The organism is Rhodococcus sp. BE178, assembly GCF_050433545.1.
In the GTDB taxonomy this organism is placed as follows: domain Bacteria; phylum Actinomycetota; class Actinomycetes; order Mycobacteriales; family Mycobacteriaceae; genus Prescottella.
The window spans coordinates 1-26,381 of sequence record NZ_JBNPXA010000015.1; the positions used below are offsets into that span (position 1 = coordinate 1).

At 67.3% G+C, this 26,381-nt stretch carries 27 protein-coding genes; 14 read left to right on the plus strand and 13 right to left on the minus strand.

The annotated features are described in order from the left end of the window. Window positions 1–141: 141 nt before the first annotated feature. Window positions 142–378 carry a helix-turn-helix domain-containing protein gene (locus J2X34_RS22260; RefSeq protein ID WP_429519836.1) on the minus strand — a complete coding sequence of 79 codons (237 nt, stop codon included), beginning with the start codon at window positions 376–378 and terminating at the stop codon, window positions 142–144. Then, window positions 375–632, minus strand: a complete 258-nt coding sequence (locus J2X34_RS22265) for a helix-turn-helix domain-containing protein (RefSeq protein ID WP_429519837.1) — start codon at window positions 630–632, stop codon at window positions 375–377. Before J2X34_RS22265 ends, J2X34_RS22260 begins: the two co-directional genes overlap by 4 nt. Before the next feature lie 119 nt (window positions 633–751). Here J2X34_RS22265 and J2X34_RS22270 point away from each other — a divergent pair, with 119 nt between their 5' ends. Together J2X34_RS22270 and J2X34_RS22275 are read left to right on the plus strand one after the other, a co-directional pair. Then, complete coding sequence (locus tag J2X34_RS22270; protein ID WP_429519838.1) at window positions 752–1,018, plus strand: helix-turn-helix transcriptional regulator; 267 nt, start codon at window positions 752–754, stop codon at window positions 1,016–1,018. A gap of 216 nt (window positions 1,019–1,234) precedes the next feature. Continuing rightward, entirely contained in the window at window positions 1,235–2,497 is a 1,263-nt protein-coding gene (locus J2X34_RS22275; RefSeq protein WP_429519839.1) for a tyrosine-type recombinase/integrase, read from the plus strand. On the opposite strand, the gene J2X34_RS22280 is transcribed toward J2X34_RS22275, so the two are convergent. Beyond that, window positions 2,490–3,710 carry an acyl-CoA dehydrogenase family protein gene (locus tag J2X34_RS22280; protein WP_429519840.1) on the minus strand — a complete coding sequence of 407 codons (1,221 nt, stop codon included), beginning with the start codon at window positions 3,708–3,710 and terminating at the stop codon, window positions 2,490–2,492. The two genes, J2X34_RS22275 and J2X34_RS22280, sit on opposite strands and share 8 nt — an antisense overlap. 44 nt (window positions 3,711–3,754) lie before the next feature. Then, window positions 3,755–5,164 (minus strand): acyl-CoA dehydrogenase family protein, encoded by a 1,410-nt coding sequence (locus J2X34_RS22285; RefSeq protein WP_429519886.1) that lies wholly within the window; start codon window positions 5,162–5,164, stop codon window positions 3,755–3,757. Between the two features lie 216 nt (window positions 5,165–5,380). Between J2X34_RS22285 and J2X34_RS22290 the strand changes: the two genes are divergently transcribed. From J2X34_RS22290 to J2X34_RS22300, 3 genes are all read left to right on the plus strand, one after another. After that, a complete protein-coding gene (locus J2X34_RS22290; protein WP_114722594.1) occupies window positions 5,381–6,037 on the plus strand; it encodes a response regulator transcription factor in 657 nt (218 codons plus the stop codon). After that, window positions 6,034–7,029, plus strand: coding sequence for a HAMP domain-containing sensor histidine kinase (locus tag J2X34_RS22295; RefSeq protein WP_114722593.1), 996 nt, complete (start codon window positions 6,034–6,036; stop codon window positions 7,027–7,029). The genes J2X34_RS22290 and J2X34_RS22295 overlap by 4 nt, the downstream gene beginning before the upstream one ends. A 97-nt stretch (window positions 7,030–7,126) precedes the next feature. Beyond that, window positions 7,127–8,617, plus strand: a complete 1,491-nt coding sequence (locus tag J2X34_RS22300) for a DUF4153 domain-containing protein (RefSeq protein WP_114722621.1) — start codon at window positions 7,127–7,129, stop codon at window positions 8,615–8,617. 9 nt (window positions 8,618–8,626) lie between these two features. Here the strand turns inward: J2X34_RS22300 and J2X34_RS22305 are convergent, their stop codons facing one another. Next, a complete protein-coding gene (locus J2X34_RS22305) occupies window positions 8,627–8,953 on the minus strand; it encodes a hypothetical protein (protein WP_114722592.1) in 327 nt (108 codons plus the stop codon). Window positions 8,954–9,070: 117 nt separating this feature from the next. Continuing rightward, on the minus strand, window positions 9,071–9,853 hold the full coding sequence (hisN, locus tag J2X34_RS22310) for a histidinol-phosphatase (RefSeq protein WP_429519841.1): 783 nt from the start codon (window positions 9,851–9,853) through the stop codon (window positions 9,071–9,073). Between the two features lie 185 nt (window positions 9,854–10,038). On the opposite strand from hisN, the gene J2X34_RS22315 reads away from it, so the two are divergent. Genes J2X34_RS22315 through J2X34_RS22325 form a run of 3 tightly spaced genes read left to right on the plus strand, consistent with a single transcriptional unit; the run spans window position 10,039 to window position 12,781 of the window. Beyond that, window positions 10,039–11,538 carry an aldehyde dehydrogenase family protein gene (locus J2X34_RS22315; protein WP_114722590.1) on the plus strand — a complete coding sequence of 500 codons (1,500 nt, stop codon included), beginning with the start codon at window positions 10,039–10,041 and terminating at the stop codon, window positions 11,536–11,538. Then, the gene (locus tag J2X34_RS22320; RefSeq protein ID WP_114722589.1) at window positions 11,531–12,265 is read left to right on the plus strand and encodes a gamma-glutamyl-gamma-aminobutyrate hydrolase family protein; all 735 of its coding nucleotides are present in this window, start codon (window positions 11,531–11,533) and stop codon (window positions 12,263–12,265) included. The genes J2X34_RS22315 and J2X34_RS22320 overlap by 8 nt, the downstream gene beginning before the upstream one ends. A gap of 42 nt (window positions 12,266–12,307) precedes the next feature. Beyond that, window positions 12,308–12,781: a DUF3830 family protein gene (locus tag J2X34_RS22325; RefSeq protein ID WP_114722588.1), complete on the plus strand. Its 474-nt coding sequence runs from the start codon at window positions 12,308–12,310 to the stop codon at window positions 12,779–12,781. 174 nt (window positions 12,782–12,955) lie between these two features. Here the strand turns inward: J2X34_RS22325 and J2X34_RS22330 are convergent, their stop codons facing one another. From J2X34_RS22330 to J2X34_RS22350, 5 genes are all read right to left on the minus strand, one after another. Further along, window positions 12,956–13,951 (minus strand): Lrp/AsnC family transcriptional regulator, encoded by a 996-nt coding sequence (locus J2X34_RS22330; RefSeq protein WP_114722587.1) that lies wholly within the window; start codon window positions 13,949–13,951, stop codon window positions 12,956–12,958. Window positions 13,952–14,020: 69 nt separating this feature from the next. Further along, window positions 14,021–15,061 (minus strand): ABC transporter ATP-binding protein, encoded by a 1,041-nt coding sequence (locus tag J2X34_RS22335; RefSeq protein ID WP_429519842.1) that lies wholly within the window; start codon window positions 15,059–15,061, stop codon window positions 14,021–14,023. Then, window positions 15,061–15,861: an ABC transporter permease gene (locus J2X34_RS22340; RefSeq protein WP_114722585.1), complete on the minus strand. Its 801-nt coding sequence runs from the start codon at window positions 15,859–15,861 to the stop codon at window positions 15,061–15,063. The genes J2X34_RS22335 and J2X34_RS22340 overlap by 1 nt, the downstream gene beginning before the upstream one ends. Further along, the gene (locus J2X34_RS22345; protein WP_114722584.1) at window positions 15,861–16,688 is read right to left on the minus strand and encodes an ABC transporter permease; all 828 of its coding nucleotides are present in this window, start codon (window positions 16,686–16,688) and stop codon (window positions 15,861–15,863) included. Before J2X34_RS22345 ends, J2X34_RS22340 begins: the two co-directional genes overlap by 1 nt. After that, window positions 16,685–17,734, minus strand: a complete 1,050-nt coding sequence (locus tag J2X34_RS22350; protein ID WP_181818822.1) for an ABC transporter substrate-binding protein — start codon at window positions 17,732–17,734, stop codon at window positions 16,685–16,687. Before J2X34_RS22350 ends, J2X34_RS22345 begins: the two co-directional genes overlap by 4 nt. 327 nt (window positions 17,735–18,061) lie before the next feature. Between J2X34_RS22350 and prfB the strand changes: the two genes are divergently transcribed. The 6 genes from prfB to smpB all read left to right on the plus strand — a co-directional run bounded on the left by prfB (window position 18,062) and on the right by smpB (window position 22,839). Beyond that, window positions 18,062–19,165, plus strand: coding sequence for a peptide chain release factor 2 (gene prfB, locus J2X34_RS22355; protein WP_114722582.1), 1,104 nt, complete (start codon window positions 18,062–18,064; stop codon window positions 19,163–19,165). A 5-nt stretch (window positions 19,166–19,170) separates the two neighbouring features. Then, entirely contained in the window at window positions 19,171–20,073 is a 903-nt protein-coding gene (locus J2X34_RS22360; RefSeq protein WP_114722581.1) for a mechanosensitive ion channel family protein, read from the plus strand. Continuing rightward, window positions 20,070–20,558 carry a hypothetical protein gene (locus J2X34_RS22365; protein WP_429519843.1) on the plus strand — a complete coding sequence of 163 codons (489 nt, stop codon included), beginning with the start codon at window positions 20,070–20,072 and terminating at the stop codon, window positions 20,556–20,558. Before J2X34_RS22360 ends, J2X34_RS22365 begins: the two co-directional genes overlap by 4 nt. Window positions 20,559–20,623: 65 nt before the next feature. Next, a complete protein-coding gene (ftsE, locus tag J2X34_RS22370; protein ID WP_114722579.1) occupies window positions 20,624–21,313 on the plus strand; it encodes a cell division ATP-binding protein FtsE in 690 nt (229 codons plus the stop codon). A 63-nt stretch (window positions 21,314–21,376) separates the two neighbouring features. Continuing rightward, window positions 21,377–22,282 (plus strand): permease-like cell division protein FtsX, encoded by a 906-nt coding sequence (ftsX, locus tag J2X34_RS22375; protein ID WP_114722578.1) that lies wholly within the window; start codon window positions 21,377–21,379, stop codon window positions 22,280–22,282. An 83-nt stretch (window positions 22,283–22,365) separates the two neighbouring features. Then, window positions 22,366–22,839, plus strand: a complete 474-nt coding sequence (gene smpB / locus J2X34_RS22380; protein ID WP_114722577.1) for an SsrA-binding protein SmpB — start codon at window positions 22,366–22,368, stop codon at window positions 22,837–22,839. 74 nt (window positions 22,840–22,913) lie between these two features. On the opposite strand, the gene J2X34_RS22385 is transcribed toward smpB, so the two are convergent. Both J2X34_RS22385 and J2X34_RS22390 read right to left on the minus strand, forming a co-directional pair. Then, window positions 22,914–24,929, minus strand: a complete 2,016-nt coding sequence (locus J2X34_RS22385; RefSeq protein ID WP_429519844.1) for a peptidase — start codon at window positions 24,927–24,929, stop codon at window positions 22,914–22,916. A 204-nt stretch (window positions 24,930–25,133) separates the two neighbouring features. Continuing rightward, window positions 25,134–26,342 carry a lipase family protein gene (locus J2X34_RS22390; protein WP_114722575.1) on the minus strand — a complete coding sequence of 403 codons (1,209 nt, stop codon included), beginning with the start codon at window positions 26,340–26,342 and terminating at the stop codon, window positions 25,134–25,136. Window positions 26,343–26,381 lie beyond the last annotated feature (39 nt).

Below are 26,381 nucleotides of genomic sequence, written 5' to 3' on the forward strand. Positions count from 1 at the left end.
ATGGAATACGGCAAGTTGGGCACCTTTGAAACCAATGGCAGGTGTATGAGCTGTCGCGCTCACCAGGCTGAATCACGCTATGAAGGTGTGAAAGGACGCGCCACGTGGTTGCGTGGCGTGGAGATGTGGGGAAGGTGTGGCCTAGATCAGGCCGGGAGTCCGCTTTCTCGGGGATGCCCCGACGCTCATCTGTTCCTCTTCGCGGAGCCAGCGGTCGAAGGTGTCCGCCTGGACGCGAATCCCCTTCTTGCCGGTACGCAGGTGGGGGATCGGGTGAGTCTTGCGGGTGAAGAGCTGATAGACCGAGTTCGGATGCATCGCCAGGCGCTCGGCCACGTCGATCGCGGTGAGCGCGGGGCGGATGGTCGAGGTGCTCATGCCGCCGCAGCCGTCGGGACTGCGAGGTCTGGTGGAATGAATGTCGATACGTCAATGCCCAGATAGGCCGCGATATAGAAGAGGTCGAGAGCCGTAAACCTCCGCTCCCCGGTGATGCGACGCGCGAACGTCTTTGTCGATACCCCGATCGCTTCGGCAACCTCGCGGTGGGACTTGTCGGCGATCCTGATCTGGAGGCGAACCAACTCCACTATGCGGTAGTGGTCCGCCGTTTGAGAGTCAACGGCTGTCATATGGAGAACGTTAGCCTCCAATTGGAGGCAATGACAAGCCTGTGATTCGCGAGTCTCGTCTGTATCGATTCAGTAACAACAGGCTTGCCTATGCCCGTACGGAGGCTATTATCCCCCATATGGATGCAGATAGACGCCTGCCGGAAGCTGACGCAGTTCGCGATGCCATCGCAAACGAGATTCGAGCGCTTCGTGGACGCCGGCGCATGACTCAGGCTGACCTCATTCGAGAGTCGGGCCTGAGCCGCGCGACGATCGGCCGCATCGAAAATGCGGAGCGGGATATGGACATCCGGCAGGGGATCGCGATCGCAACCGCACTCGGCGTCACAGTCGCCGAACTCCTACAGGCGGTCCAGGATTCGTTAGAAGGCAAGCAGCTCTGACACGGGCACTCCCATCCGGAGGGCCTCGACGACGAGGTCGGTCAATGTGGTCGTGGTGTCATCGGCGCCAACCGGGAAGAAGTCGGCTTCGCGCCCGCTACTCATAGACGAGTCTCCGTTCGAACGTGTGTACGAATTTAGGACAGGTTAGGGGCTGGCGCCGACAGGGTCGAGCAAACACTCAGTCGGTTACCGGATCGAGACAAAGGGGATGTAGTGGCGGTCCAGAAGCGTGAGCGCGGAGGCCGGATCCGCTGGGTAGGTCGATACCGCGGATCGGACGGCATTGAACGCTCGCAGACGTTCGACACTAAAGGCGACGCGAAGGACTGGGTGGGCGACCGCGAGCGTGAAGTCCGCCGAGGGGAGTGGATCAACCCGAAGGATCAGGAGGTCACCGTCGGCAAGATGTGGGCCGACTGGGAGAACGCAGCCAAGACTGACGGAACGCGTCGCGTGCGCGAGCTGGTCGGTCGCAACCTCGGGCGGCTAGAGAATTCTGCGATCGGATCAGTCAAGCCATCCGACATACGCACATGGAAACAGCATCTCGAGAGCGGGCGCCCGTGGGTGAATGGCTGCACCGGCCTGAAGCCCAACACCACCAATGGCTGGTGCGGCCAGGTTGCCGGGTTCTTCAACATGCTTGTCGAGGACGGCCTGCTACTGAAGTCGCCGGCCGCCGGCATCGGGAAGAAGCGGAAGCAGCAAGCGGGGGTGCGAGCAGTCGCGCGCCGCGAGCTCATCGCAGTGGACGAAGTGTGGAAACTCGAGGAAGCCGCGCGAGTTGGCGTCCCGAAGGGCCGGAACGCGGTGATGCCCTATCCCACGTTCGCGCGCATGATCATCGTCGGCGCGGCCACCGGCCTCCGCGGGGGAGAGATCGCCGGCGTTCGCATCCGGGCGGTCGACTTCCTCCGACGCGAGATGACGATCACCGAGCAATCGAAGACGGGCACGTCCGCGTTCGAGTGGGCGCCGCTGAAGACGTCGGCCGCCGAGCGGGTGCTGCCACTGTCGGACATGGCGCTTGAGGCGATAGCCGAGGAGCTCACTGAGAACCCGTGCAGCGATCGATCGATGCCAGTATTCCGCACGATGTACGGGCGCATGTGGTCGTCGTCGACGGTCTCGCATTCGTTCCGGGCTGTCCGCAATCGCATCGGCCTCGATCCGGCGATCACATGGCACAGCCTCCGGCACTTCTACGCGAGCGCGTTGATCCACTCCGGCGCATCCGTGAAGACGGTCCAGGAACGACTCGGGCACGAGTCCGCAGAGACGACTCTCGAGGTGTACACCCACCTTTGGCCAGGGGAGGGGGAGCGGACCCGCTCCGCCGTTGACGCGGCTCTGATGCGGGACCGATGCGGGACCGATCCGAAATCAGGCGCCGATCCGGACGCTTCCGTCCCCGTCGAACCGGAGTCGACGGGGACGGAAACGGTCCTGAAAGTTGTTTCGGGCCAGACTACTTGAGCTCCGACGAGGTCTTGCCGAGCAGTCGTCGGGCGATGATGAGCTGTTGGATCTGCTGGGTGCCCTCGAAGATGTCGAGGATCTTGCTGTCGCGGGCCCACTTCTCGAGCAGCGGGCGCTGCGAGTACCCGTAGCTGCCGGCGAGCTCGACGGCCTTGAGCGACACCGCGGTTCCGGTGCGCCCGGCCTTCGCCTTCGACATCGACGCCTCGAGCGAGTTGGGCTTCTTGTTGTCGGCCATCCACGCCGCCCGCAGCGCCAGCAGGTACGACGCCTCCCAGTCGGCCTCGAGCGCCAGGAACTCGGCGGCGGCGGCGTGCTGGTTGTAGGCGGGGGTGTCGTACGAGATCTCGACGCCGGCCTCCTCCAGGACGCTGCGCAACTCCTCGAGCACCGCCCGGCCCAGGCCCACGGCCATACCGGCGACGATGGGACGGGTGTTGTCGAACGTCTGCATGACACCCGCGAAACCCTTCTCCACGTTCACTTCCGGGCTGCCGAGCAGGTTGTCCTTCGGGATCCGGCAGTCCTGCAGGAGCAGCACCGCGGTGTCGGACGCCTTGATGCCGAGTTTGTGCTCGAGGCGGGCCACGCTCAGACCCGGCGCCTCGCGCGGCACGACGAACGACTTGATCGCCGCGCGGCCCTTGCTCTTGTCGACGCTCGCCCACACCACGATGTGCGAGGAGCGCTCACCGGCGGTGACGAAGATCTTCTCGCCGTTGAGGACCCACTCGTCGCCGTCGAGCACCGCGGTGGCGGTGACGGCGGCGGAGTCGGAGCCGAAGCTGGGCTCGGTGATGGCCATCGAGGCCCACACCTTGCCGAAGCGCTCGAGCTGCTCGTCGGTCGCGACCGCGGCGATCGCCGAGTTGCCGAGGCCCTGGTAGGGGATCGACAGCGTCAGACCGACGTCGCCCCAACAGGTCTCGATCACGTTCATCAGCGACGCCATGTTGCCGCCGTTGGCGTTGCCGATGACCTTGGGCTCGTCACCGTTCTGGTCGCTGGTACGACCCAGTGCCGCACCGGACGCGCCCTGGCCCGAGTCGTTCAGGCCCTCGACCATGGCGGCCATGGTGTCGAGTTCCTTGGGGTACTCGTGCTCGGACAGGTCGTACTTGCGGGAGATGGGCCGGAAGATTTCCGCTGCGACCTGATGCGCCTGGTTCGCAGAGGCCTTCAGCTTCTTGGGAAGTTCGAGATTGATCATCGAAAAGGTCTCCTAGTCGAAAGATTCGACAGATCGGGTCGGCGTCAGATGAGGACGATGCCTTCGGCAACGCCGATGGCTCGCAGGTCGCGGTACCAGCGCTCCACCGGGTGTTCCTTGGTGTAGCCGTGCCCGCCGAGCAGCTGGACGCCGTCCAGGCCGATCTGCATGCCCTTGTCGGATGCGAGCTTGCGGGCCAGCGCCGCCTCGCGGGCGAACGAGAGGCCTTGCTCCGCGCGGGACGCGCCGCGCAGGGTCACCAGGCGCATGCTGTCGAGCTCGATCGCGATGTTCGAGATCATGAACGCGACGGCCTGGCGGTGGCTGATCGGCTCGCCGAACGCCTCCCGCTCGTTGGCGTAGGGGATCACGTAGTCGAGCACGGCCTGGCTGGTGCCCACCGCGAGCGACGCCCAGCCCAGGCGGGCGAGACGGATCGCGTCGGCGTACTCGCGCGCACGCTGGTCGGCGTCGCCGTCGCCGAGGATCGCGGAATCGGGCACCGCGACATCGGTGAGGATCAGCCGGCCCAGGCCCGCGGCGCGCAGGCCCATGCTCGGATCCGCCTCCACCACCAGGCCCTTGGTGTCGGACTCGATGAGGAAGAACGCCGGGCGGCCATCGAGTTCGGCGGCCACGACGAACAGTTCCGCCGACCCGGCCGCGGGCACCAGCGACTTGACACCGTTGAGCCGGTAGCCGCTGGGGGAGCGGACGGCCTTGGTCTGCAGCGCGAACGGGTCGAACAGCGTGCGCGGTTCGCTCACCACGACCGCGGCGGCGGGCACGTTCTCGCCGGCGAACGCGGGCAGATACGTCTTCTGCTGCTCGTCGGTGCCCCACTGGGTGAGGGCGACGGCTACGCCGCTTGGGGCGAGGATCGGCAGCGCCAGGCCCATGTCGCCGTGCGCGAGGGCCTCGGCGACGAGCGAGTTGGTGACCGCGCCGCGCTCGGAGGCGACACCCTCGAACTCCTCGGGGATGTTGATGAGGGTGATGCCGAGTTCGGCGGAGCGCTTGAGCAGATCCGCGGGTGCGGCGGCGGCCTCGTCGGCGTCGTGCGCGGCCGGGCGCAGGATCTCGGCCGAGAACTCGCGCACCGTCTCGACGATCATCTTCTGGTCGTCGTCGGGCGTCAGGTCGAAGTAGCCGGCGTTCTTGGTGGCACCGTCGGGCAGGCGCTTGGGCGCGCCGCCGCCGGAGACCCGGTTGAACGTGCGGGTCGCGGCCCCGAGGGTCTTGAAGCCGGTCTTGGTGCCCTCGTAGGTGACGCGATCGATGGTCTGGCGCAGGTTGTACTTCTCGGCCAGGTCGGAACCCGTGATCCGGGTCAGCACGCGCATCGCGGCGCCCATGGCATCGCGCTTGACCGGGTTCAAGCCGACCGCCGAGGTGTCGCGGGGCTCACGCTTGGCGCCGTTCGTCTTCACAACGTCTTGCTTGCTCATGGTCACCATTTCTCGGTGTTCGGTCTTGGACGATTCACCACCTTACTCTGGAGTAAGATATGAAGTCGAGCGAATCCCGAAAGTGATGAGTGTCATGAGTCGGGCATTTCGCGCTGCGGCCGAAAACCTGCACACAACCTTCACAACTCCTGCCGGGCATCCCCACAACCGCCCAATACAGTCGAGATCGTGACGAACCGAGATGGGGCGAACCGGCGGAGAGTGCTCGTCGTCGACGACGAACGCACGATCTCCGAATCGATCGCTGCGCGGCTGCGCGCCGAGGGTTACGAGGTGCGGGCCGCCTACGACGGACCGACCGCTGTGTCGGAGTGCGAGGCATTCGGTCCCGACGTCGTCGTGCTGGACGTCATGCTGCCCGGTTTCGACGGGCTCGAGGTGTGCCGCCGCATCCAGGCGTCTCGGGCGGTTCCGGTGCTGATGCTGACCGCGCGGGCCGACGAGACGGACATGGTGATCGGGCTCGGGGTGGGCGCCGACGACTACCTGAGCAAGCCGTTCAGCATGCGGGTGCTGGTCGCCCGGGTCGCCGCGCTGCTGCGCCGGGCCGACCGCGCGGCGGAGTCGGACCTGCTGGTGCTCGGCGACGTGGCGATCGACCTCAGTGCCCGCTCGGTCCGCGCGGCGGGCGTCGAGGTGCACCTCACCCGCACCGAATTCGACCTGTTGGCGCACCTGGCGTCGCGGCCGCGCGCCGCGATCGCCCGCGAGACCCTGCTCGAGCAGGTGTGGGGCTGGGGCGACGCCGCGAGCAGTCGCACCGTCGACAGTCATGTGAAGGCGTTGCGCCGCAAGCTCGGTGGCGACGTGATCCGCACCGTGCACGGGGTGGGCTACGCGCTCGAGGTCCCGAGATGAACTGGCCCCGTCCCCTCGACCCGCTGCGCTCGTTCAAGGCCAAGACCGGCCTGCTCGTGGTCGCCTCGCTGCTGCTCGCCTCGCTGACGTTCTGGGCCACGTCGCAGTGGCAGTTCCGGTTCGCGCTCCTGTCGGCGCTCGTCGCGGCGCTGGTGGTGACGCAGGTCCTCGCGCACGGCATGACCTCGCCGCTGCGGGAGATGACCGCCGCGGCGAAAGCGATGGCGACCGGCGACTATTCGCGCAGGGTGCGGTCCACGTCGCGGGACGAGATCGGGCAACTGGCCACGGCGTTCAACCAGATGGCCGAGGACCTCGAGGCCGAGGACCGGTACCGCCGTGAACTGATCGGCAACGTCTCGCACGAACTGCGCACGCCGATAGCGGCGCTGCAGGCGGTGCTCGAGAACGTCGTCGACGGGGTCGAGTCGCCCGACGAGTCGACGATGCGGTCGGCGCTCGCGCAGACCGAGCGGCTCGGCAGCCTGGTGGCCGACCTCCTGGATCTGTCGAGGATCGAGGGAGGTGCGGTTCCGCTGCAGCAGAGCGCCTTCGAGGTCGAGCCGTTCCTGGGCGAGGTGATCCGGCAGGCGTCGAGCCCGGCGCGACCGCTGCTGGTGGACGTGGACGTCTCGCCGACCGGACTGCGGGCCGTGGCCGACACCGCCCGGCTGCACCAGGTGATCGCGAACCTCGTCGACAACGCGGCCCGGCACGGTTCGCAGGACGTGCCCGTGCGGATCCGGATCCGGGTCCGCGCCGACCCGCACGCCGGCGAGCTGATCCTCGACGTCCACGACGACGGCCCCGGAATCCCCGCGGCGGACCGTTCCCGGGTGTTCGAACGCTTCGCGCGCGGCGGTGCCCAGGACGGCGGAACAGGGCTGGGCCTCGCGATCGCCCGCTGGGCGGTGGATCTGCACGCGGGCCGGATCGAAGTCCTCGACACCGCGTCCGGCTGCTGTATCCGGGTGACACTGCCCCAGGGCTAGACCCCAACTCACGATCGACATCCGCTCGGGACCGGACCTTTCCGGTCCCGCGATGACGCCTGCCCGCCCACGGCCGGGCACAGACGAGGAGGACATCATGACCGCACCGACGACGATCCCGCCGGAGTTCGTCCCGACCGACGGTCTGTGGCACTGGCGCCGCGACGTGTGGCGGAGCGACCGGACATCGATGGCGCCCCGCGGGGCCCTGGTGGCCGCGCTGACCGCCGGCACCATCGCGACCCTGACGCTGCAGGTGACGGTGGTGAGCATCGCGTACCTCCTCACCGGAGCGGCGGTGGCGGCGACGGCCTTCGTCACCGTGCGCCCGCGCCCGACGCCGCTACAGCTCGTGGTGGTCGTCGGTGCGCTCGCCCTGCTCGCGGTGGCGGCGCTCCGCGGCGCCGACTGGCTGGTGGCGCTGTGTGTGGTGGCGAGTTGGGTGGTGGGATCGGTTGCGCTGGTGGGGGGCTGGACGTGGACCGGGCTTGCGCTCGCGTCCGTCGCGTTGTGGCTCACCCCGGTCCGGGTGACCGGTTGGGTGCGCCGCGGTCGTGCTCGGCTGCGGCCCGGGCGCAGGGTCGAGCCGGTTCGGGTCTTCGTTGTGGCCGCGATCAGCGTGGCACTGTTGGCGGTGTTCGGATCGCTGTTCGTCAGCGCGGACCCGGAGTTCGGCAGACTGTTCGACGCCGCGTTGCCCGACGTCCGGGTCGGCAATCCCGCCGGGCGCGTGCTCCTCGGTCTCTTCGTCGCGGGCATGGCGTTGGCGTCGGCGTACCTGCGGAGGCGGACGCCGCGATTCGATGCCCTCGCACCCGGACCCGGCCACCCGCTCGCGCGGTGGGAGTGGGCGGTGCCGCTCGCGCTGCTCGACGCACTGTTCGCGGGCTTCGTCGCGGTGCAGGTGCGGGTGCTGTTCGGCGGGGACCGGCACGTCCGGGACACCGTCGGACTGACCTACGCGAACTACGCGCGGCAGGGCTTCTGGCAGCTCGCGGCGGTCACCGTTCTCACGTTGGCTCTCGTCGCCGTCGCGGTGCGCAAAGTGGACCGCCGCAGCGCGGGGGACCGGGCGCTCGCTCGGGTGCTGCTGGGCCTGCTCTGTGGTCTCGGGCTCGTCGTCGTGGCGTCGGCGGTGCACCGGATGTCGCTGTACGAGAACGAGTTCGGATTCACCCGGCTGCGGCTGAGCGTGATGGCGACCGAGCTGTGGCTCGGAGTCGTGTTCGTGCTGCTGCTCCTGGCGGGAATCAGGATGTCGGCGCGGTGGCTGCCCCGGGCGGTGCTGGCGTCGGCCGCGATCGGCCTGCTCGGGTTCGCGGCGCTGAACCCGGACGGCTACATCGCCGAACGGAACGTGCAGCGGTACGCCGCGACCGGCGACATCGACGTCGCGTACCTGGGCGGGTTGTCCGTCGACGCCGTGCCCGCGCTCGACCGGCTCGCCGAACCTGTGCGCTCGTGCGCGCTGTCCGGCATCGACGTCGGCGGCGGTACGGCGTGGTTCGAGTACAACGCGGCCCGATCGCGGGCACGGGAGATCCTGCGGGGCCGGCCGGTGACGGCGTGTACCCACGGGTCCTGGTGAGGGCGGACGTCAGTGCCAGGGAACGATGGGCGGCTTGACCCACATGATCTTCTCGTCGGCGTGCGCGGGTGCGGCGCGCGGATCGTCGGGATGGGCCTGGGCCCACCGGGTCTTCTCGTCGACCAACTCCGCGGCCACCGTCCACGTCTCGCGGGTACTCGGCGGGTTCGCGCCGGCCGCCCGTGCCAGCTTGCGGAGCCGATCGTCGGGCAGGTCGAGCAGTTCGGCGCCGGTGATCGAGCGGTCCCACACGAACCGCGCCAGTTCCAGCGCCTTCTCCCGACGCTTGCGGCTCGCCTGATCAGTGTGGGCGAAGTCGACCTCGTCCGCGTCCATCCCGGTCACTCCCGTCGCTACTCGTGTCTGTGCTGGACCTGCCTTCCCTTGATTCGCGCACTTATCGGTGTCGGCGGAGCCCGAATCACACCGATAAGTGCGCAAATCGCGGGGGAATCAGCGAAGGCGGGCCAGGACCTCGTCGTGCAGCAGGCCGTTGGTGGCCACCGCGCTGCCGCCGTGGGGGCCGTCGGCGCCCTCGATGCTGGTGAAGCGGCCACCCGCCTCGCGGACCAGCAGGTCCAGCGGCGCGAGGTCCCACAGCGACACCTCGGGCTCGGCCGCGATCTCGAGCGTGCCCTCGGCCAACAGGCAGTAGGAGAAGAAGTCGCCGTAGCCGCGGATGCGCCACACCTCGTCGGTGAGGTCGACGAAGCGGTCGCGGATGCCGCGTTCCTTCCACCCGGACAGCGACGAGAACGCCAGGCTCGACGACGCCAGGTCGCCCACCGCCGACACCGACAGCCGTCGGGCGTCGCCGCCGTCGTACGACGCCCACGCGCCCTCACCGGCCGACGCCCACCAGCGACGGTTCAGTGCCGGGGCGCTCACCACGCCGACGACGGGGACGCCGTCCTCGAGCAGTGCGATCAGGCTGGCCCACACCGGGACACCGCGCACGAAGTTCTTGGTGCCGTCGATCGGGTCGATCACCCACTGCCGACCCTCGAACTTCGCGTCGCCGCCGAACTCCTCGCCGAGGACGTCGTCGCCGGGCCGTTCCACCGCCAACGTCGCGCGCACTGCCCGCTCCACCGCCAGGTCGGCATCCGACACCGGGGTGAGGTCGGGCTTGGAATCCACCTTCAGATCCAGCGCGCCGAATCGAGCGCGGGTGATGGCGTCGGCCTCGTCGGCGATGCGGCGGGCGAGAGTCAGGTCGGCGGCGCGTGCGGTCACGACAGCAAAGCCTACCGGCGCCCTCCCGCGGTTGCTTCCAGCTAAGGCCTCAGGCGGATTCGGATGGATAACCGGCAATCAGTGACGAATATGGACTACTGATTGCTGAACATTGGCGGATGTGACACTCTTGAGCGCGAATCGTGGCGGAAGCCACAATCCTCGGTCGTCGAAGGGACGGTTACATGTCGCTCAGTTCAACTGCGCGCGACGCGATGCAGGATGTGATGCGGCTCGAGGGCGCCTATATCGGCGGGCAACTCGTGTCGCTCGACGGCGCCGAATGCGTGCCGGTCATCTCGCCACGCGACGGCCGGTCGCTCGGGGTACTGCACGCAAGCGACGAGATGCACGTCGACCTCGCCGTCTACGTCGCCCGATCGGCCTTCCGGACGTCCGGCTGGGCCACGGCGCCGGCGCGCGAGCGGGGCGAGGTCCTGAAGAAGTGGGCCCTCCTCGTCGGGGAGAACGCCCAGGAACTGGCCACCATCATCTCGCTCGAGATGGGCAAGCCGGTGTCCCAAGCGCTCAACGTGGAGTTGGCAGCAGTCGAGAAGTGCATCCGGTGGTACGGCGAACTCGCCGACAAGCTGTCGGACAAGCTGATCGCGCACGAGGCGTCCGTGCTGGCGTACTCGGTCGAGGCCCCGGCCGGCGTGGTGGCCGCCGTGGTGCCGTGGAACTTCCCGCTCACGATGACCGCATGGAAGCTCGCGCCCGCACTCCTCGCCGGCAACTCGGTGGTCGTGAAACCGTCGGAGCAGACGCCGTTCTCGGCACTGCGACTGGCGGAACTGGCCGGCGAGGCCGGACTGCCGGCGGGTGTGCTGAACGTCGTGAACGGCCTGGGTCGGGACGCCGGTCAGGCGCTCGGCCGGCACCCCGACGTCGACGTCCTGACCTTCACGGGATCGCCGGTCACCGGGCGCGCCTTCATGAAGTACAGCGCCGAATCGAACGGCAAGCGGGTGTGGCCGGAGCTCGGCGGGAAATCCGCCACCATCGTCCTGCCCGACGCCGACATCCGGGCCGCCGCCGCCAGCGCCGCCGAGAACGCCTTCTTCAACCAGGGCCAGATGTGCAGTGCCTCGTCTCGGCTGATCGTGTTCGAGGACAACGCCGACGAGGCTGTCGCCGCGGCGTGCGAGATTGCTGCCGCGCTGCAGCCGCGGGACCCGCTCGACGCCGGTACCGCCTTCGGCGCCATCGTCAGCGCCGGCGCGGTGGCCGGGATCGAGGCCAAGGTCGCGGACGCGCTCGAGCAGGGGGCGGTCCTGGCCGCCGGCAGCCCGCGGCGCGCTGTGGTGCAGGGCCTCGAAGGGGGCTCGTACTTCGCTCCTGTCGTCCTCGATCACGTCGATCCCGATTCCCGGATCGCGCAGGAGGAGGTTTTCGGGCCGGTCCTCTCGGTCATCCGCGTCAGCAGCGAGGCGGAGGCGATCCGCGTCGCCAACGACACCCGGTACGGACTCGCGGCCTCGGTGTGGGGCAGTGACGTCGCCGCGATCCACCGCGTCACGCGTGCCGTGAAGGCCGGCGTGATCTGGGTGAACTGCTACGAGGAGGGCGACATGCGCCTTCCCTTCGGCGGTGTGAAGGAGAGCGGATTCGGGCGGGACAAGGGCGCCGATGCACTGCACAAGTACACCGACACCACCGCGGTCTGGATGAAGCTCGATGGCTGATCGCCCCCTGATCGCGATCACCACGTGGCGGCGCGATCTCCCCACCTACCTCGGCGAGCGGACCGACCTGTTCACCGTGGGCACCGAGTACGTCCGGTTCTTCGCCGCGCAGGGCCTGTCCGTGATCCTCGTTCCGGAATGCACCGGCGACGACGCCGCGACCCTGCTCTCGCACGTGAGCGGGCTCGTGCTCTCCGGGGGAGAGGACGTGGGCGAGTGGATCGCCCGCGGCGAGGACGTCGGTGCCCCGCCCGACGCCACCACCCGTGACGTGACCGAGCATGCGCTCGTCGTGGCCGCACGGGAACTCGGTCTGCCGGTCTTCGGCATCTGCCGCGGAATGCAACTGCTCGCGGCCCTCCACGGCAGCCGGGTCGTCGACCTGCCCGCCGTCCGGGACCTGCACCCGTACGGGCTCGCGCCCGAGGCCCAACTCGACCACCGTCACGAGATCGACATCGCGTCCGGCCCGGCGCCGTCCGCCGTTCGAGGTATGCGTGTCAATTCGATTCACCAGCAAGCGATCTCGCATTGCCCGGATGGTTTCGCCGTGACCGCGACGGCCGCGGACGGGACGATCGAAGCGATCGAGTCGACCACCGACTGGTACGCCGCGGGCGTGCAGTGGCATCCCGAGAAGATGTGCGGCGCCGACGAGTTCGCCGGACAGGAAGAGTTCATCGCTCCGTTCGTCGCAGCCGTCAAGAGCTACCGACAAACCGCCTGACCACCGAGACCGAAGAATGCACCGAACAGAAAGAGGAACCCCGTGACCGAGCAGAAGCTCTTCTTCGAATACGAGAACGGCCCCCGTGCCATCGCCACCATGCACCTCGACCTGGCACCGAAGACGTGCGACGCGTTATGGGGTGCGCTGGTGAAGCCCGTGACCGTCGATGCGATGCACGCGATGTACGCCGGACCGGAGGTGATGACCGGCCTTCCCGAGGAGGCTCAGAATTTCGATCCGGAGGCAGTCCCGTTCGAGAACCAGCAGGTCATTCCGGGCGTCGGTGACGTGCTCTGGTACTACCAGCGTCCGATGCAGATGGGCGGCCTGCCGTTCGAGTGGTACGAGGTCGGCGTCTGCTACGCCCCCGGCGTGCGCACGTTCGGTCCGCTCGGATGGACCCCCGTCAACGTGTTCGCCACCGTCACCGAAGGACTCGCGGACTTCGCGAAGGCCTCGGCCGACATCCGGATCACCGGGCTGAAGAAGCTCACGATCGGTCGCGTCGAATAGCTCCGAAGCCAGTGGGGCCGTGCCCGCCGCCGACGTAGCCGGCGGGCACGGCCCCATTCGTCTGCGCAGGTTCGGGCGGAAACTGTTCGGCTCAAAGGTGTTCGGTACGGACCGCACGCCGAAACGCCGCACCACATCGCGTGTGGTGCGGCGCTGGGTGTATCGAGACCGAGGTCAGGCCACGACGTCGTCGACGAACAACGGGCCGCGACGAACGGCTTTGAGTACCACCCGGGATTCGGCGATCTCCACGGTTGTCAGGGATCCGATCACGCTGTTCTGGAAGTCGAACAGCGCCTCCTCGTCCGTGAACAGTCCGTCGACCAACAGTCCGGCGTGCCCGGTGAGAGCCGCGCAGTATCGAACGGACGGATGAGTGGCGAGTGAACCGCCGATGCTCTCGATGTCTCCTCCGCGGATGTGCAGCCACAGCATGGCCTCGACCTTGAAGCCGAAGAATGTGGGCGCCACCTCGGTGCGAACCCGCAGGACGCCGACACCGAACAGGGTGTCGAGCCGACGACGAACGGTCTGCGCGTTGATGCCGGCGTCCTGCGCGAGCATCGAGATCGTCGCCCGCCCATCGTTGCTCAGCTGGTCGATCAGGTTCTGGTCGACGGCATCGAGAACCACCGGCGTGGAGCTGGTCGACGGCGCGTGCCAGGGTGCGGACTTACGAAGGGCCTCGACCTGCTCCGCCGGCAGTATCCCGGCGTGCCAGTCCAGGCCCATCAGGTAGGACCGCAGAACGGTACTGACCTCGAACGCCCGCAGGCCGGGGATGGCCGGAAGCGTCTGCAACAGCAACACTTGATGCGCCTCGGCGCTCTCCACGAGAACGAGAGCGACGATGTCGCCCGAACCCTCGAGGATCGACACCGAGGACGCACCCGGCAGCGCTGCCACCCTGCTGGCCACCTGGGCCACCTGGTCGATCTCGGTGCCGAGGCGAATGAGTACACCCCGTGCGTGCAGCAACTTGTTCGCATCGACATAGGTGGACACCCGCACGCATCCCGTGTCGAGCAGATGCTGTCCACGTCGCATGACGGTCCGCGACGGAAGATCGATGACGCGACTGATGGCCTCCCAGGAGGCGCGTCCGTTTACCTGCAGTGCGCTCGCAATGAGCCGATCGGTGTCGCCCGTGTCATTGCCCTTCTGACTCATGGTCTGCAGCCTTCGTATGAGAATTTATGTGCGGGAAGAGAATTACACAGTGTAACCATGTCTCCGACGCTATTTCGTCAGGATCCGACTCTGCTCGCTGCGCCAGGAAACCGTCACCTCGCTGCCCGGGTACGCGATCGTCGAGGTCGGGGCGACGGCCCGAAGCTCTTGTCCCGCCGCCTCCACCACGATCAGCAGCTCGCTTCCCCGGAACACTCGGGACTTGACCACCGCGGTCAGGTGCGCGTCGCAGCCGTCCGGTGCGTTGACCCGGATGTCCTCCTGCCGGACCATCAGCAGCGACTCGCCACCGAAGGTCTCCGGGGCCGGCACGGTCACATCGCCCACCGACGCGCGCCGATCCGCGCCCCCCGTGACGTCGAGGAGGTTCGCGGCCCCCAGGAAATCGGCAGCGAAGCGCGTGCCCGGGTTCGCGTAGAGATCCTCGGGCGTACCGGACTGCTCGACGACGCCACCCTGCATCAGAATGACCTGGTCGGACATGCTCAGTGCTTCGTCCTGATCGTGCGTGACGAAAACGGTGGTCACGCCCAGACTCCGTTGCAGCGACACCAGTTCCACCTGCATGTCCTCGCGGAGGCGTGCATCGAGATTCGACAGAGGTTCGTCGAGCAGGATCAGCCGGGGGCCACCGACGATCGCGCGGGCCAATGCCACGCGCTGCTGTTGGCCGCCGGACAGCTGTCGTGGCATGCGCGACGCCAGGTGATCCATCTGGACCTGTTCCAGCGCCCGCACGGCGAGGTCCCGCTGTTCGGCGCGGGTTCCGTGCGCCTTTCCGCGCATCCGCAGGGGAAAGCGGACGTTCTCGAGCACGCTCATGTGCGTTAGGAGTGCATAACTCTGGAACATCATGCTCAGCCGCCGGTTCTCCGGCGCGAGGTCGGTGACGTCCTCTCCGCCCACCGAGATGGTCCCGGAGTCGACGGTCTCGAGGCCCGCGATGCACCGCAGCAGCGTCGACTTGCCACAGCCACTGGAACCGAGCAGCGACACGAAGCTGCCCGATTTCGCGTGGATGTCGACGCCCTTGAGTACCTTCACGTCCCCGAATGTCTTGTGAACGTCGGCGATGGTGAGATCGGCCATTAGCTGAAGACCTTTCCGAGACCGACGATCTTCTCGATCGCCAGGATTGAAATCGCGGTGAGGGCCATCGAGAGAGTCGAGACGGCCGCCACCGTCGGCGATGCGCTGAACTCGAGCTGTCCGTAGATGGCGAGGGGGAGTGTTTGGAGCTGGGGTGTCCGCAGGAAGAGCGCGATGACCGCGTCGTCGAAGGAGACGATGAAGGCCAGGAAGGCGCCGGCGATGATTCCGGGGCGGCACATCGGTAGCAGCACGTGCCAGTAGCGCTGCCACCAGCTGGCACCCATCACCCGGACGGCCTCTTCGGTGAACCCGTCGGACCTCGCGATCACCCCGAGGACCGTTCGGACGACGTAGGGGACGGTGATGACGACGTGCGCGAGCATCAGGATCCAGGGCGAGGATCCGCCCATCAACTGGGACACCGTCTGGAGGATGCCGATCGCGAAGATGATGCTCGGCATGGTCAGCGGCGACAGGGCAAACGACTGCAGTGCACCCGAACCGGGAACCTTGTGACGTGCGATCCCGATGGCGAAGGCCGTCCCGATCGCGGCCGCACCCACCGCGGCGATGAGGGCGACCTGCAGGCTGAACAGGAACGGATACGTGTACGTGGTGTCGGCCAGCGCATCCGCGAACCACTCCAGGCTGAGACCTTCGGGTGGGAAGGCCAGGAACTGATCCGAGTTGAACGCGGCTCCCACCACCACCGCGAGCGGGGCCAGCATGAACAGTGCGATGAGAACGAGGAAGACCTTGCCGGCGATCCTCAACGGAAGCGGAGTTGATCGAACCACTATTTCATCCTCGCGTTCGCAATTCGGTTGGTCGCCGCGATCGTGATGACGACGACCGCCAGGATCAGCACCGCCTGCGTCGCGGCGAAGGGGATGTCGTTGCTGACCGTCGCATCGTGGTAGATGAATCCGGCAATCACCGGAAGCTGCGCTCCACCAATGAGGTTCGGTGTGATGAACGAACTGATCGACAGTGCGAAGCACAGCGTGGCTCCGGAGACGATGCCCGGTAGGGACAGCGGAAGTATCACGTGCCGAAAGGTTCCGACGAATCCCGCGCCCATGGTTCGGGATGCTTCCCGGAGCCGCACGTCGATCCCGTTGATGACACCGAGAACCGACAGGACCGCGAACGGCACCAGCACCTGGATCATGGCGATGTTCACGCCGAGTTCGGTCCCCAGCAGACCCTGTCGAGCCTGGCTCAGATCCAGGAAACCCGGAATCTTCGCCAGCGGGCCGGACGGGCCCATGAGGATGACCCAGCCGAACGTCCGGATGACGACGCTGGTCATCAGCGGAAGGATTGTCGCGATCATCATGAAGGCCCGCGCTTTCGCGGAGAGCCCGGCCATGATGTACGCCAGCGGTACGGCAATGACGACCGAGACGATCGTCTGGATGAATGCCATCCGCAGTGACCGCTCCGATGCGCCGAGAGAGACCGACGACCCGAAGAACCTGGTGAAGTTGCTGAGGGTGAACCCGGAGGAATCTGTGGTGAAGCTGGCCAGAAGTGTTCTGGCGACGGGGATCACGAATGCGATCAGAAGCAGCGCAATGAGCGGCAGCACCAACAGCCAGGGTTCGGCGGAGCGCTTCCTCATCGCGCGATCTGCTCCTGCCACTGGTTCTGCCAAGCCGCGGACTTCCCGGTGATCTGCGCCGGATCGAACCTGACCAGCTTCTCCAGCGTCGGGCCCGACAGGATCTTGGACTGCAGGTCAGCGGGGACGACTGCCTTCGTGTTCACCGGCGAGTAGGCCATGCCGGTGACGAACTTCTCCTGGGCGCCCGCGCTCAGTGCGTAGTCGATGAACTTGGTGGCGAGGTCGGTGTTGGGGCGGCCGGCAACGACGTTGGCGGTGATGAACGACCCGGTCGTGCCCTCACGAGGCATGGTGAAGCCGACAGGCTGGCCGGCCTTGCGCAGCGTCTCCGCGTAGTCCTGCGAGTAGGGAGCCAGCCAGATGTCGCGGGCCGCGAAGGCCTGCTGGAGGTCGGACGACGTCTTGGTGATGATGGAGTCGCCGGCGCGGGCCGACTGGCCGATCGCGTCGATACCGGGGGTGACGTCGTCGATCGTCCCGCCCCGGGTGCCGTTGATCATCAGCATCCCGAGGGTGCCGTAGCTGTTCGACAGGTCCGTGAAGGCGACGTGCTGCCGGTACTCGGGGTTGAAGGCGTCGTTCCACGACGTGGGCTCGTCGATCTTGTCTGTGCGGTACAGCAGCCCCATCGGGGTGATCTGAACCACCGGTCCCTGCCCGCCGGCGAGATCGTTGCTCGCCTGGGCGATCAGGTCGGGACCGTTGGTGAGCGCGGACGGGTCGATCGGCGCGAGGAGTCCGTCCTTGGCTGCCACCGCCTCCTGGCCCCCGGAGAAGAAGACGACATCCATCTGCGGGCTCGACTTCTGGGCCTGGAGTTGCGCGAGCGCGTCCGAGCTGTACAGCGTCACCTGCTTGACCGTGACGTTGTTCTCCTTCTCGAACGGCTTCACCACGGCATCGGTGAAGTTCTTCTGCCACTCGCCACCGAACGTCGTGACGACGAGTTCGGACGCCGATGACGTCCCGGGCGTGCATGCGGTCAAGGAGGCGGCGGCGCCCACTGCGAGGGCGATTGCGGTGAGTGCGAGGCGACGTTTCATCTGACTTCCTGGATGTGGGTTGAGGCGTCCGAACAAGTCGACGCGGCCGACGGCGAGGTTCTTCGTGGGCTGTGACCCAGGCCACGAGTCGGATGAGTGTTGCATATTCGCCAGATTGAAGCAATAGAGTGGGCGAAGTAGACAATTGTCTTAAGGATTGTCACTCGAATTCGCCTACAGGCGGCCCTGGGGTGAGCTAGAGGTGAACCCGGGACGGGTTTGGGGGACCGCTGCTCGGCGGATCCGCGGCGCGAGGGTCGGCATCGCGGCCGGTGTGACTGCGGTCGCAGCGATGTCACCGTGATGGACCCGGTAGCCTGGATAACTGTGCATCCTGACGTTTCCGCTGACCTCAACGAGCTCGACACCACTCTGACCACGGTCGAGAAGGTTCTCGACGTCGAGGAGCTGCGCCGCCGCATCGACGAACTCGAACACCAGGCGTCCGATCCGGAGCTGTGGAACGACCAGGAACACGCGCAGAAGGTGACGAGCCAGCTGTCGCACGCCCAGGCGGAGCTGCGCCGCGTGGAGGAACTGCGCTCGCGCCTCGACGACATGGCCGTGCTCTACGAGCTCGCCGAGGAGGAGGGCCCCGACGCGGTCGCCGACGTCCACGTCGAGCGGGCGACCCTGCGCGCCGACATCGAGGCGATGGAAGTCAAGACCATGCTCTCGGGCGAGTACGACCAGCGTGACGCGCTCGTCAACATCCGCGCCGGCGCCGGCGGCGTCGACGCCGCGGACTGGGCCGAGATGCTCATGCGCATGTACATCCGCTGGGCCGAGAAGCGTGGCTACGGCGTCGAGGTCTACGACACCTCCTACGCCGAAGAGGCCGGCATCAAGAGCGCCACCTTCGCGGTGAAGGCGCCCTACAGCTACGGCACCCTGTCGATCGAGATGGGCACGCACCGTCTCGTCCGTATCAGCCCGTTCGACAACCAGGGCCGCCGCCAGACCTCGTTCGCCGAGGTCGAGGTGCTGCCCGTCGTCGAGACCACCGACCACATCGACATCGACGAGAACGACGTCCGCGTCGACGTGTACCGCTCGTCCGGCCCGGGTGGCCAGTCGGTCAACACCACGGACTCGGCGGTGCGCCTGACACACGTCCCCACCGGCATCGTCGTCACGTGTCAGAACGAGAAGTCGCAGCTGCAGAACAAGGTGTCCGCGATGCGGGTGCTGCAGGCCAAGCTGCTCGAGCGCAAGCGCCAGGAGGAGCGCGCCGAGATGGACGCGCTCAAGGGCGACGGCGGCAGCTCGTGGGGCAACCAGATGCGCTCGTACGTGCTGCACCCGTACCAGATGGTCAAGGACCTGCGCACCGAGTACGAGGTCAACAACCCGTCGGCAGTGCTCGACGGTGAAATCGACGGATTCATCGAGGCCGGCATCCGCTGGCGGATGAGCGAAACCCAAGCCTAGGACGTATGCAGACCACAACCCTCGCACTGACCTTCACCCCATACGTCCAACTGCGTGCATGGCTCGAAGTCACCGGACTTCCCATTGCGCTGACGGTTCTGGGTGCGCTGATCGTCGCCCGTTTCGTGAACTGGGCCGGCGGTCGGATCACTCAGCAGATCGACGACAACTACCAGCAGGGCGACGCCCTGGTCCGTTCCGAGGCCACCAAGCACCGGCACTCGGTGGCGCAGGTCATCACGTGGGTGGTCATCACGATGATCTACGTGATCGCGACGGTGAAGGTGCTCGGTCTGCTCGGCCTGCCCATCGGCAGCCTCGTGGCTCCGGCGACGGTGCTCGGTGCCGCACTCGGCTTCGGCGCGCAGCGTGTGGTCCAGGACATCCTCGCCGGGTTCTTCATCATCACCGAGCGTCAGTACGGTTTCGGTGACACAGTGCAGATCGCCATCACCGGGTCGTCCACGGACGCAGAGGGTGTGATCGAGGACGTCACCCTGCGGGTGACCCGGATGCGCAACGCCGACGGCGAAGTCATCACCGTTCCCAACGGGCAGATCGTCAAGGCGGTCAACCTCTCGAAGGACTGGGCGCGCGCGGTGGTGGACGTGCCGATCCCCGCGACCGCCGACATCAACCACGTCAACGACATCCTGCACCGCGTCGGTGTCGACGCGTACGAGGACAAGGGCCTGCGCCCGCTGCTGCTCGACACCCCGTCGGTGATGGGAGTCGAGAGCCTCGCGGTGGATCAGGTGAGCATCCGGATGGTGGCCCGCACACTGCCCGGCAAGCAGTTCCAGGTCGGCCGGGCGCTGCGTGTGCGCGTCGTGACGGCGCTGCGACGCGCCGGTATCACCGTCGCGGCCGAACTCGAGAACGACGCGGTGGGAGGTGGCGACGAATGAGCCCGCAGGAGAAGGTGTCGCTGCTGTGGAAGCGGATTCCGCGCAAGCTGTTCGGCGGCCGCATGCGCACCACGACCGTGGCCATGTGCGTGCTCTGGCTGGGTCTGGCGATGCTCAACGCCCAGGTCAATCAGGAGACCGACGCCTCGACGCACGGCACGCAGCCGGCCGTCAGCACCGGGGATCCGGCCTTGCCGGCGGATGAGCGGCAGAGCGAGAGTCCGTCGACGCCGCCGCAAAGCTCCACTCAGCCGTCGTCGTCGGAGAGCGCCACGCCGTCGTCGTCGCCCGCGTCGGAGACGAGCCACAGTGGGCAGCAGTCGAGCACGCCGACCACGACGCCGGGCGCCGGCAGTGGCACGACCACGTCGGGGACGTCGCAGCAGACGACGACCACGCCTCCACCTGCTCCGCAGCTGTCGCAGGAACCCGAGTCGGGCCCGTCCGACGAGGTGACGACCACGGCGCCGACGCCGCAGGGCTGACACGCGCGGATCGGTGCGCGTCGTTACCCAAGGTCACTGTTCGATAACGGCTAGACTGGCTTCCCGTGATCAGCGTCAAGGATGTCTCCAAGTTCTACAAGGCCTCCACCAGGCCCGCCCTGGACAAGGTGAACGTCGAGATCGACAAGGGCGAGTTCGTGTTCCTGATCGGGCCGTCGGGCTCGGGCAAGAGCACGTTCATGCAGCTCCTCCTCAAGGAGGAGACCCCCAGCTCGGGGGACATCTACGTCGCCGACTTCCACGTCAACAAGCTGTCGGGTCGACGGGTGCCGAAGCTGCGGCAGAGCGTCGGCTACGTCTTCCAGGACTTCCGGCTGCTGCAGAACAAGACGGTGTCGCAGAACGTCGCGTTCGCGCTCGAGGTGATCGGCAAGTCGCGCTCGATGATCGAGCGCACCGTCCCCGAGGTCCTCGACCTGGTCGGACTGTCCGGCAAGGCCGATCGCCTGCCGAACGAGCTGTCCGGCGGTGAGCAGCAGCGCGTCGCGATCGCCCGCGCGTTCGTGAACCGTCCACTGGTCCTGCTCGCCGACGAGCCCACCGGCAACCTCGACCCCGACACCAGCGCCGACATCATGCTGCTGCTCGAGCGGATCAATCGCACCGGCACCACCGTGCTCATGGCCACGCACGACCACCACATCGTCGACTCGATGCGCCGCCGCGTCGTCGAGCTCGATCTCGGCAAGGTGGTGCGCGACGAAGCGAGAGGCGTGTACGCCGTCGGCCGCTAGGCCCGCGACGGCACCCGCCCACCGATCCTCTCGAACAGACGACTCAAGGACTGCGATTCCCCGATGCGTGCCAGTTTCATTTTCAGTGAGGTCCTGACCGGCCTGCGCCGCAACCTCACGATGACCGTCGCGATGATCCTGACCACCGCGATCTCGCTCGGACTGTTCGGCGGCGGTCTGCTGGTCGTGCAGATGGCCGACAAGACCCAGCAGATCTTCCTGGACCGCGTCGAGGTGCAGCTGTTCCTCACCGACGACATCTCCGCGTCCGACCCGGATTGTGCGGCGGACATCTGCCGCGGCATCCGCAGCGATCTCGAGAACACCGATTCGGTGGTCTCGGTGCAGTACCTCAACCGCGACGACGCCGTCGCCGACGCCACCGACCGGGTGTTCAAGGACAACCCGGAACTGGCGTCCCTGGTGAGCCCGGAGAGCTTCCCGGCCTCGTTCAAGGTCAAGCTCAGCGATGCGGAGCGCTTCGGTGTCATCAACGACGAGTTCGCGGCGCGTCCCGGCATCGAGAGCATCCTCAATCAGCGGGAGCTGGTCGACCGCCTGTTCAGCGTCCTCGGCGGTGTCCGCAACGCGGCGTTCGCGATCGCCGTCGTGCAGGCCATCGCCGCGATCTTCCTGATCGCCAACATGGTTCAGGTCGCCGCGCTGACCCGCCGCACAGAGGTCGGCATCATGCGTCTGGTCGGCGCCACCCGCTGGTACACGCAGCTGCCGTTCCTGCTCGAGGCCGTGGTCGCCTCGCTGATCGGTTCGGTCCTGGCGATCGCCGGGCTGTTCACCGCGAAGAACATGTTCATCGACGACGTCCTCGGCGACATCTACGACGCCAATATCGTGGCCCGGATCTCCAACAGTGACGTGCTGCTGGTGTCGCCGTTCGTGGTGATCGTCGGTGCCGGCATGGCCGCGATCACCGCGTACATCGCACTGCGCCTGTACGTCCGGGAGTAGTGCGGCGTTATCGGCTTGCGCAAGCTCCTATGCTGGAGCGGTACGAAGAGTGACGGCGGAACGAGGACTGTGAGGGCCCGCACGTGAAAGAGAAGGGCCGCAAGGTCATCGCGACCAACCGTAAGGCGCGACACAACTACACCATCATCGACACCTACGAGGCCGGCGTCGCCCTGCTGGGTACCGAGGTGAAGAGCTTGCGCGAGGGCAAGGCCTCCCTGGTGGACGCCTTCGCCACCGTCGACGACGGCGAGGTGTGGCTGCGCGCACTGCACATCCCGGAGTACACGCAGGGCACGTGGACCAACCACTCGCCCCGGCGCACCCGCAAGCTGCTGCTGCACAAGCGCGAGATCGAGCATCTGGTGGGCAAGACCCGCGAGGGCAACCAGACGCTGGTGCCGCTGTCGATGTACTTCTCCGACGGCAAGGTCAAGGTCGAGCTGGCGCTCGCGAAGGGCAAGCAGGACTACGACAAGCGTCAGGATCTGGCGCGCCGCACCGCCGAACGCGAGGTGACGCGCGAGCTCGGGCGCCGCGTCAAGGGCATGCGCTGACCGAGTTCCCGGTGAACTGACGACGGTGGCCGCCTCCCGAACGGGAGGCGGCCACCGTTGCTTCTATGTCTGCCCTACTTCGCGACGCGCTCCCACATCTGCAGGTACGCCTCGGCGCCGCGGGACATGTCGTCCATGAACTGCGCACCGTCGTCGCCGGCATACACGCGCATGTCCTCGATCCAGTCGGGGATCATGCCGTACTGCGCCAGACCGTCGGTGTTGAAGTCGAACACGCGGGTGCCGGCTCGCTGCTGATCCATCACCGTGCCGCCGTCGAACGTAGTGTAGGGGTACTCGACCCCGCGCGTGCCGTCCTTGTGCGGCGCCGGCTGCGAACCGAAGCCGTTGGTGTCGGCACCGTAGCCGTAGCCGAAGTAGTAGTCGTCGTCGCGTCCCTGCCGCGCCTCTCGCCACTCCTTGACGAAGTTCTCCGACGGCCCCGCGTACGACGCCACGAACCCGCCGAGCTTGTAGATCCGCGGGTAGTTCGACGCGTCGGTCCACCCGTGGCTCGACACCACGCCGGAATACTTCGCCTCTTCGAGGATCCGCAGCGCCGAGTCGGCGGTCTTGACGCCCATGTGGTCGATGTCGACGATCATGCCGCGCTGCATCATCGCGCGGATCGCGTGCTCGCCGAGCGGACTCAGATCCCGCGCGTTGCAGACGTCACCCTCTGGGTACACGGGCAGCGTGACCCCCGGCGGCAGTGACTTCGCCAACTCCACGACGTCGTCGCCGACGTTGCCGATCGGGTTGTCGGTCGCGACTCCGGTGCACTGCTCGGCCTTCCAGAACTCGCCGGTGCCCAGGAAGTTGCCGATGTTGACCGCGGTGCCGGTCAGTCCCTCGTCGAAGCGCACTCCGCCGAACGCGTTGTCGAACTTGTGGGTCAGGATCACCTGCCGCACGCCCATCGCGTACAGCTCGTCGAGGCCGGCGTCGATGTCCTGCTCGGTGCACTGCGGGACGCCGCCCGACAGCCCGCAGCCGAACGGCTCGGAGATCTCCATCCCGAGTGTGACGGCGAGCTTGCCCGACGCCGCCACCTCGCGGGCCTGCTGCGGGGAGCTGACGATCCGGAACCAACCACGGCCCGGTCCGCCGTACTGCGCGTCGACGTAGTCCTGGATCTCGTGGGCCTGCCGGGCCTCGATCCGGACCGTCTCCATTTCGTCGCACGGGTTGCTGCGCAGCGGATACAGCTCACACAGCACGCGATTCGAGACGAGCAGGTTCGTGAAGATCCGCAGCCCGCCGCGCCACGCGCGCTCCACCCAGCGGTAGTACGTCTGCTCGTGGGTCATCGAGTCGTACGACGGGACGTCGGCGAAGCTCGGCCACATCGTCGTGTCGTGCGACTCGAACGGGTTGCCGTGGGAGAGCACGTTCTCGAGCAGCGCGGGCAGCCCGTCCGGCTTGTGGTCCTCGCAATCCTGCAGCGCGACGGCGACTCCCAGCGGGGAGTACGGCTCGCCGCAGCGGATGCTGCCGCCGATGAATTCGTTGGCGTTCATGTGGACGTGCGCGTCGATGAACCCCCGTACCTCGCCGTCCGCTGTCGCTCCGACGGGCATCCCGGTGGCGTTCACCTCCGCCTCAGGGAAGTCGGCGCAGCCGTCGGCGGCCGCGAGACGGAAGCGTCCCGCCTCGGGGTCGGCGCCGGGATCGGTGATGGTCAGGCGACCGTCGGACCGGCCCACGCTCAACTGCTTGCCGGTGGTGACGGCCGTGGCGGTGTAGGCGCCGTCAGTGAACGTCAGTGCCCAGTCGGCGGCCGGAGTGGCCTGCGGCGACGCGAAGACCCGGCCGGACTCGCCGGCGAGCATCGCGGTGTCGGCGCCGAAGAACAGGAACCGGCCCAGCTGCGCGGCCTGCATCCGGAAGCGGGACGCGGAGTCGACGTCGGCGCCGGTGCGGAAGCCGTCGCCGTCCCGCGTGACGAATCCGGGGGACACGTCGGAGGTGAGCGTGTAGCAACCGCCCGCGAGTCCGTAGACGGGATCGGTGGGCGGTCCGGGTTCGGTCGGGTTCGGCGACAACGGGACCGACACCGCTGCCGCGGCGCCGGCGACGGTGAATGCCACGGCAGCAGCGAGAAGCGGTAATGCCCTCCGTCGAACGAATCTGAATCGAGTTTTCATCGGCGGAAGTCCCCTCACGAGCGCAGGCGTCAGCTATCTGGCGAGCAGGCTAGGGGAACCTGAACGACCGTCCAGGTGTTTCGGCGAACGAATCTCGAGGGATGGACATATACGATTCGCGACCTGGCGTAAACGGTTCTGCCGGGGTCAGCAGTTGCTCGGAGCGGGCAGGCCGGCGAAGCGATCCTTCAGATACATGAAGGCTTCGGGCAGGCCGACGACGGCGTTCGTCATGTGTTCGGCGATGGGGTAGGCGTGGAACTCGAGCGTCGCACCGGCCTTGCAGTACCGGTCGGCGGTCGCGGCCACGGACCGGAACGGCGTGAGCTCGTCGGACGCGCCGTGCCACATGAACACCGGCGCGGTCGGCACGCCCGGGAAGTCGACGAGACTGTTCTCACGCATCACCGCGCGCACGTCCTCGTCCTGGATCAGGCTTGTGGACTTCGCGACCTCGCTGACGCTGTGCAGCAGGCCCTTCGCGATGATCAGGGTGCGGCACTCGTCCTTGAGTTCGTCGCGCAGCGCGATCCCGGCGGGGCTGAGCTGGGAGCCGAGCGGGAGACGATCCGGGTACTCCCGCTCGAGACCCACCGCCGCGGCGAAGCCGAGACCGAAGCCGGGGTGCCGGTCGGCCAGGCCCAGCCCCACGGCCATCTCCTCGATGCTCGCCGGAACGCCGCCCTGTGCGACACCCGCAAGTTTCACGTCCGGGGCGTATGTGGGGTTGAGGGCTGCGGCCCAGGCCGTGGCCATGCCGCCGCCGGAGTATCCGGCGAGGGCGACCGGGCTGCCGCCCAGGCGCAGCTCGGGCAGGCGCTTGACGGCGCGAACCCCGTCGAGCGTGATCATGCCGCCGAGCTTGGCCGCGCCGTACGCACTGTCGGGGCCCAGGTGATCGGGAATGGCGAGCGCCCACCCCATTGCGAGCGCCAGGGGAATGCCGAACGCGTCCTTGATCTCGCCGGTGAACAGGGCCGCAGACGGCGCGCATCGCAACCCCAGGGAGTTGACGATCGCCTGATACGACAGGACCGGCATGTCGGCGGGTGCGCCCACCGGCTTGATCACCGTGGTCACCGCCGGGATGGGTCGACCGGCCGAGTTGGTCGACCGGTACTTGATCTGCCACACCTCGGTGCCGGGCAGGATCCACGTGTCCGCGCGCCGGCTCTCGAGGACGTCGCCCGGCGCCTTCGACGCAATGTCGGGTGGGGCGGCGTAGAAGGGGTCGCTGTACGGGGTGGGGTAGGCGGGCTCCGCGCCTGCCGAGGCTGGTGACGCGAGGGTGCCCACCACCACGGCCGCGATCGCGAGCGTGGCAGCGGACATCAATCGACGTGCGAACGAACTCATACCCTGTTTCCCCCGTACGAGTAGCGAGTGGCGAACGTC

Excerpts from the sequence above, each read along its gene's own strand:
- J2X34_RS22365 (WP_429519843.1), top strand. The coding sequence starts at position 20,070 with ATGAGCCCGCAGGAGAAGGTGTCGCTGCTGTGGAAGCGGATTCCGCGC.
- J2X34_RS22345 (WP_114722584.1), bottom strand. The coding sequence starts at position 16,688 with ATGAGGAAGCGCTCCGCCGAACCCTGGCTGTTGGTGCTGCCGCTCATT.
- J2X34_RS22270 (WP_429519838.1), top strand. The coding sequence starts at position 752 with ATGGATGCAGATAGACGCCTGCCGGAAGCTGACGCAGTTCGCGATGCC.
- J2X34_RS22295 (WP_114722593.1), top strand. The coding sequence starts at position 6,034 with ATGAACTGGCCCCGTCCCCTCGACCCGCTGCGCTCGTTCAAGGCCAAG.
- J2X34_RS22330 (WP_114722587.1), bottom strand. The coding sequence starts at position 13,951 with ATGAGTCAGAAGGGCAATGACACGGGCGACACCGATCGGCTCATTGCG.
- J2X34_RS22335 (WP_429519842.1), bottom strand. The coding sequence starts at position 15,061 with ATGGCCGATCTCACCATCGCCGACGTTCACAAGACATTCGGGGACGTG.
- J2X34_RS22300 (WP_114722621.1), top strand. The coding sequence starts at position 7,127 with ATGACCGCACCGACGACGATCCCGCCGGAGTTCGTCCCGACCGACGGT.
- J2X34_RS22260 (WP_429519836.1), bottom strand. The coding sequence starts at position 378 with ATGAGCACCTCGACCATCCGCCCCGCGCTCACCGCGATCGACGTGGCC.
- J2X34_RS22265 (WP_429519837.1), bottom strand. The coding sequence starts at position 632 with ATGACAGCCGTTGACTCTCAAACGGCGGACCACTACCGCATAGTGGAG.
- J2X34_RS22320 (WP_114722589.1), top strand. The coding sequence starts at position 11,531 with ATGGCTGATCGCCCCCTGATCGCGATCACCACGTGGCGGCGCGATCTC.
- J2X34_RS22315 (WP_114722590.1), top strand. The coding sequence starts at position 10,039 with ATGTCGCTCAGTTCAACTGCGCGCGACGCGATGCAGGATGTGATGCGG.
- J2X34_RS22280 (WP_429519840.1), bottom strand. The coding sequence starts at position 3,710 with ATGATCAATCTCGAACTTCCCAAGAAGCTGAAGGCCTCTGCGAACCAG.
- J2X34_RS22350 (WP_181818822.1), bottom strand. The coding sequence starts at position 17,734 with ATGAAACGTCGCCTCGCACTCACCGCAATCGCCCTCGCAGTGGGCGCC.
- J2X34_RS22360 (WP_114722581.1), top strand. The coding sequence starts at position 19,171 with ATGCAGACCACAACCCTCGCACTGACCTTCACCCCATACGTCCAACTG.
- J2X34_RS22390 (WP_114722575.1), bottom strand. The coding sequence starts at position 26,342 with ATGAGTTCGTTCGCACGTCGATTGATGTCCGCTGCCACGCTCGCGATC.
- J2X34_RS22305 (WP_114722592.1), bottom strand. The coding sequence starts at position 8,953 with ATGGACGCGGACGAGGTCGACTTCGCCCACACTGATCAGGCGAGCCGC.
- ftsX (WP_114722578.1), top strand. The coding sequence starts at position 21,377 with ATGCGTGCCAGTTTCATTTTCAGTGAGGTCCTGACCGGCCTGCGCCGC.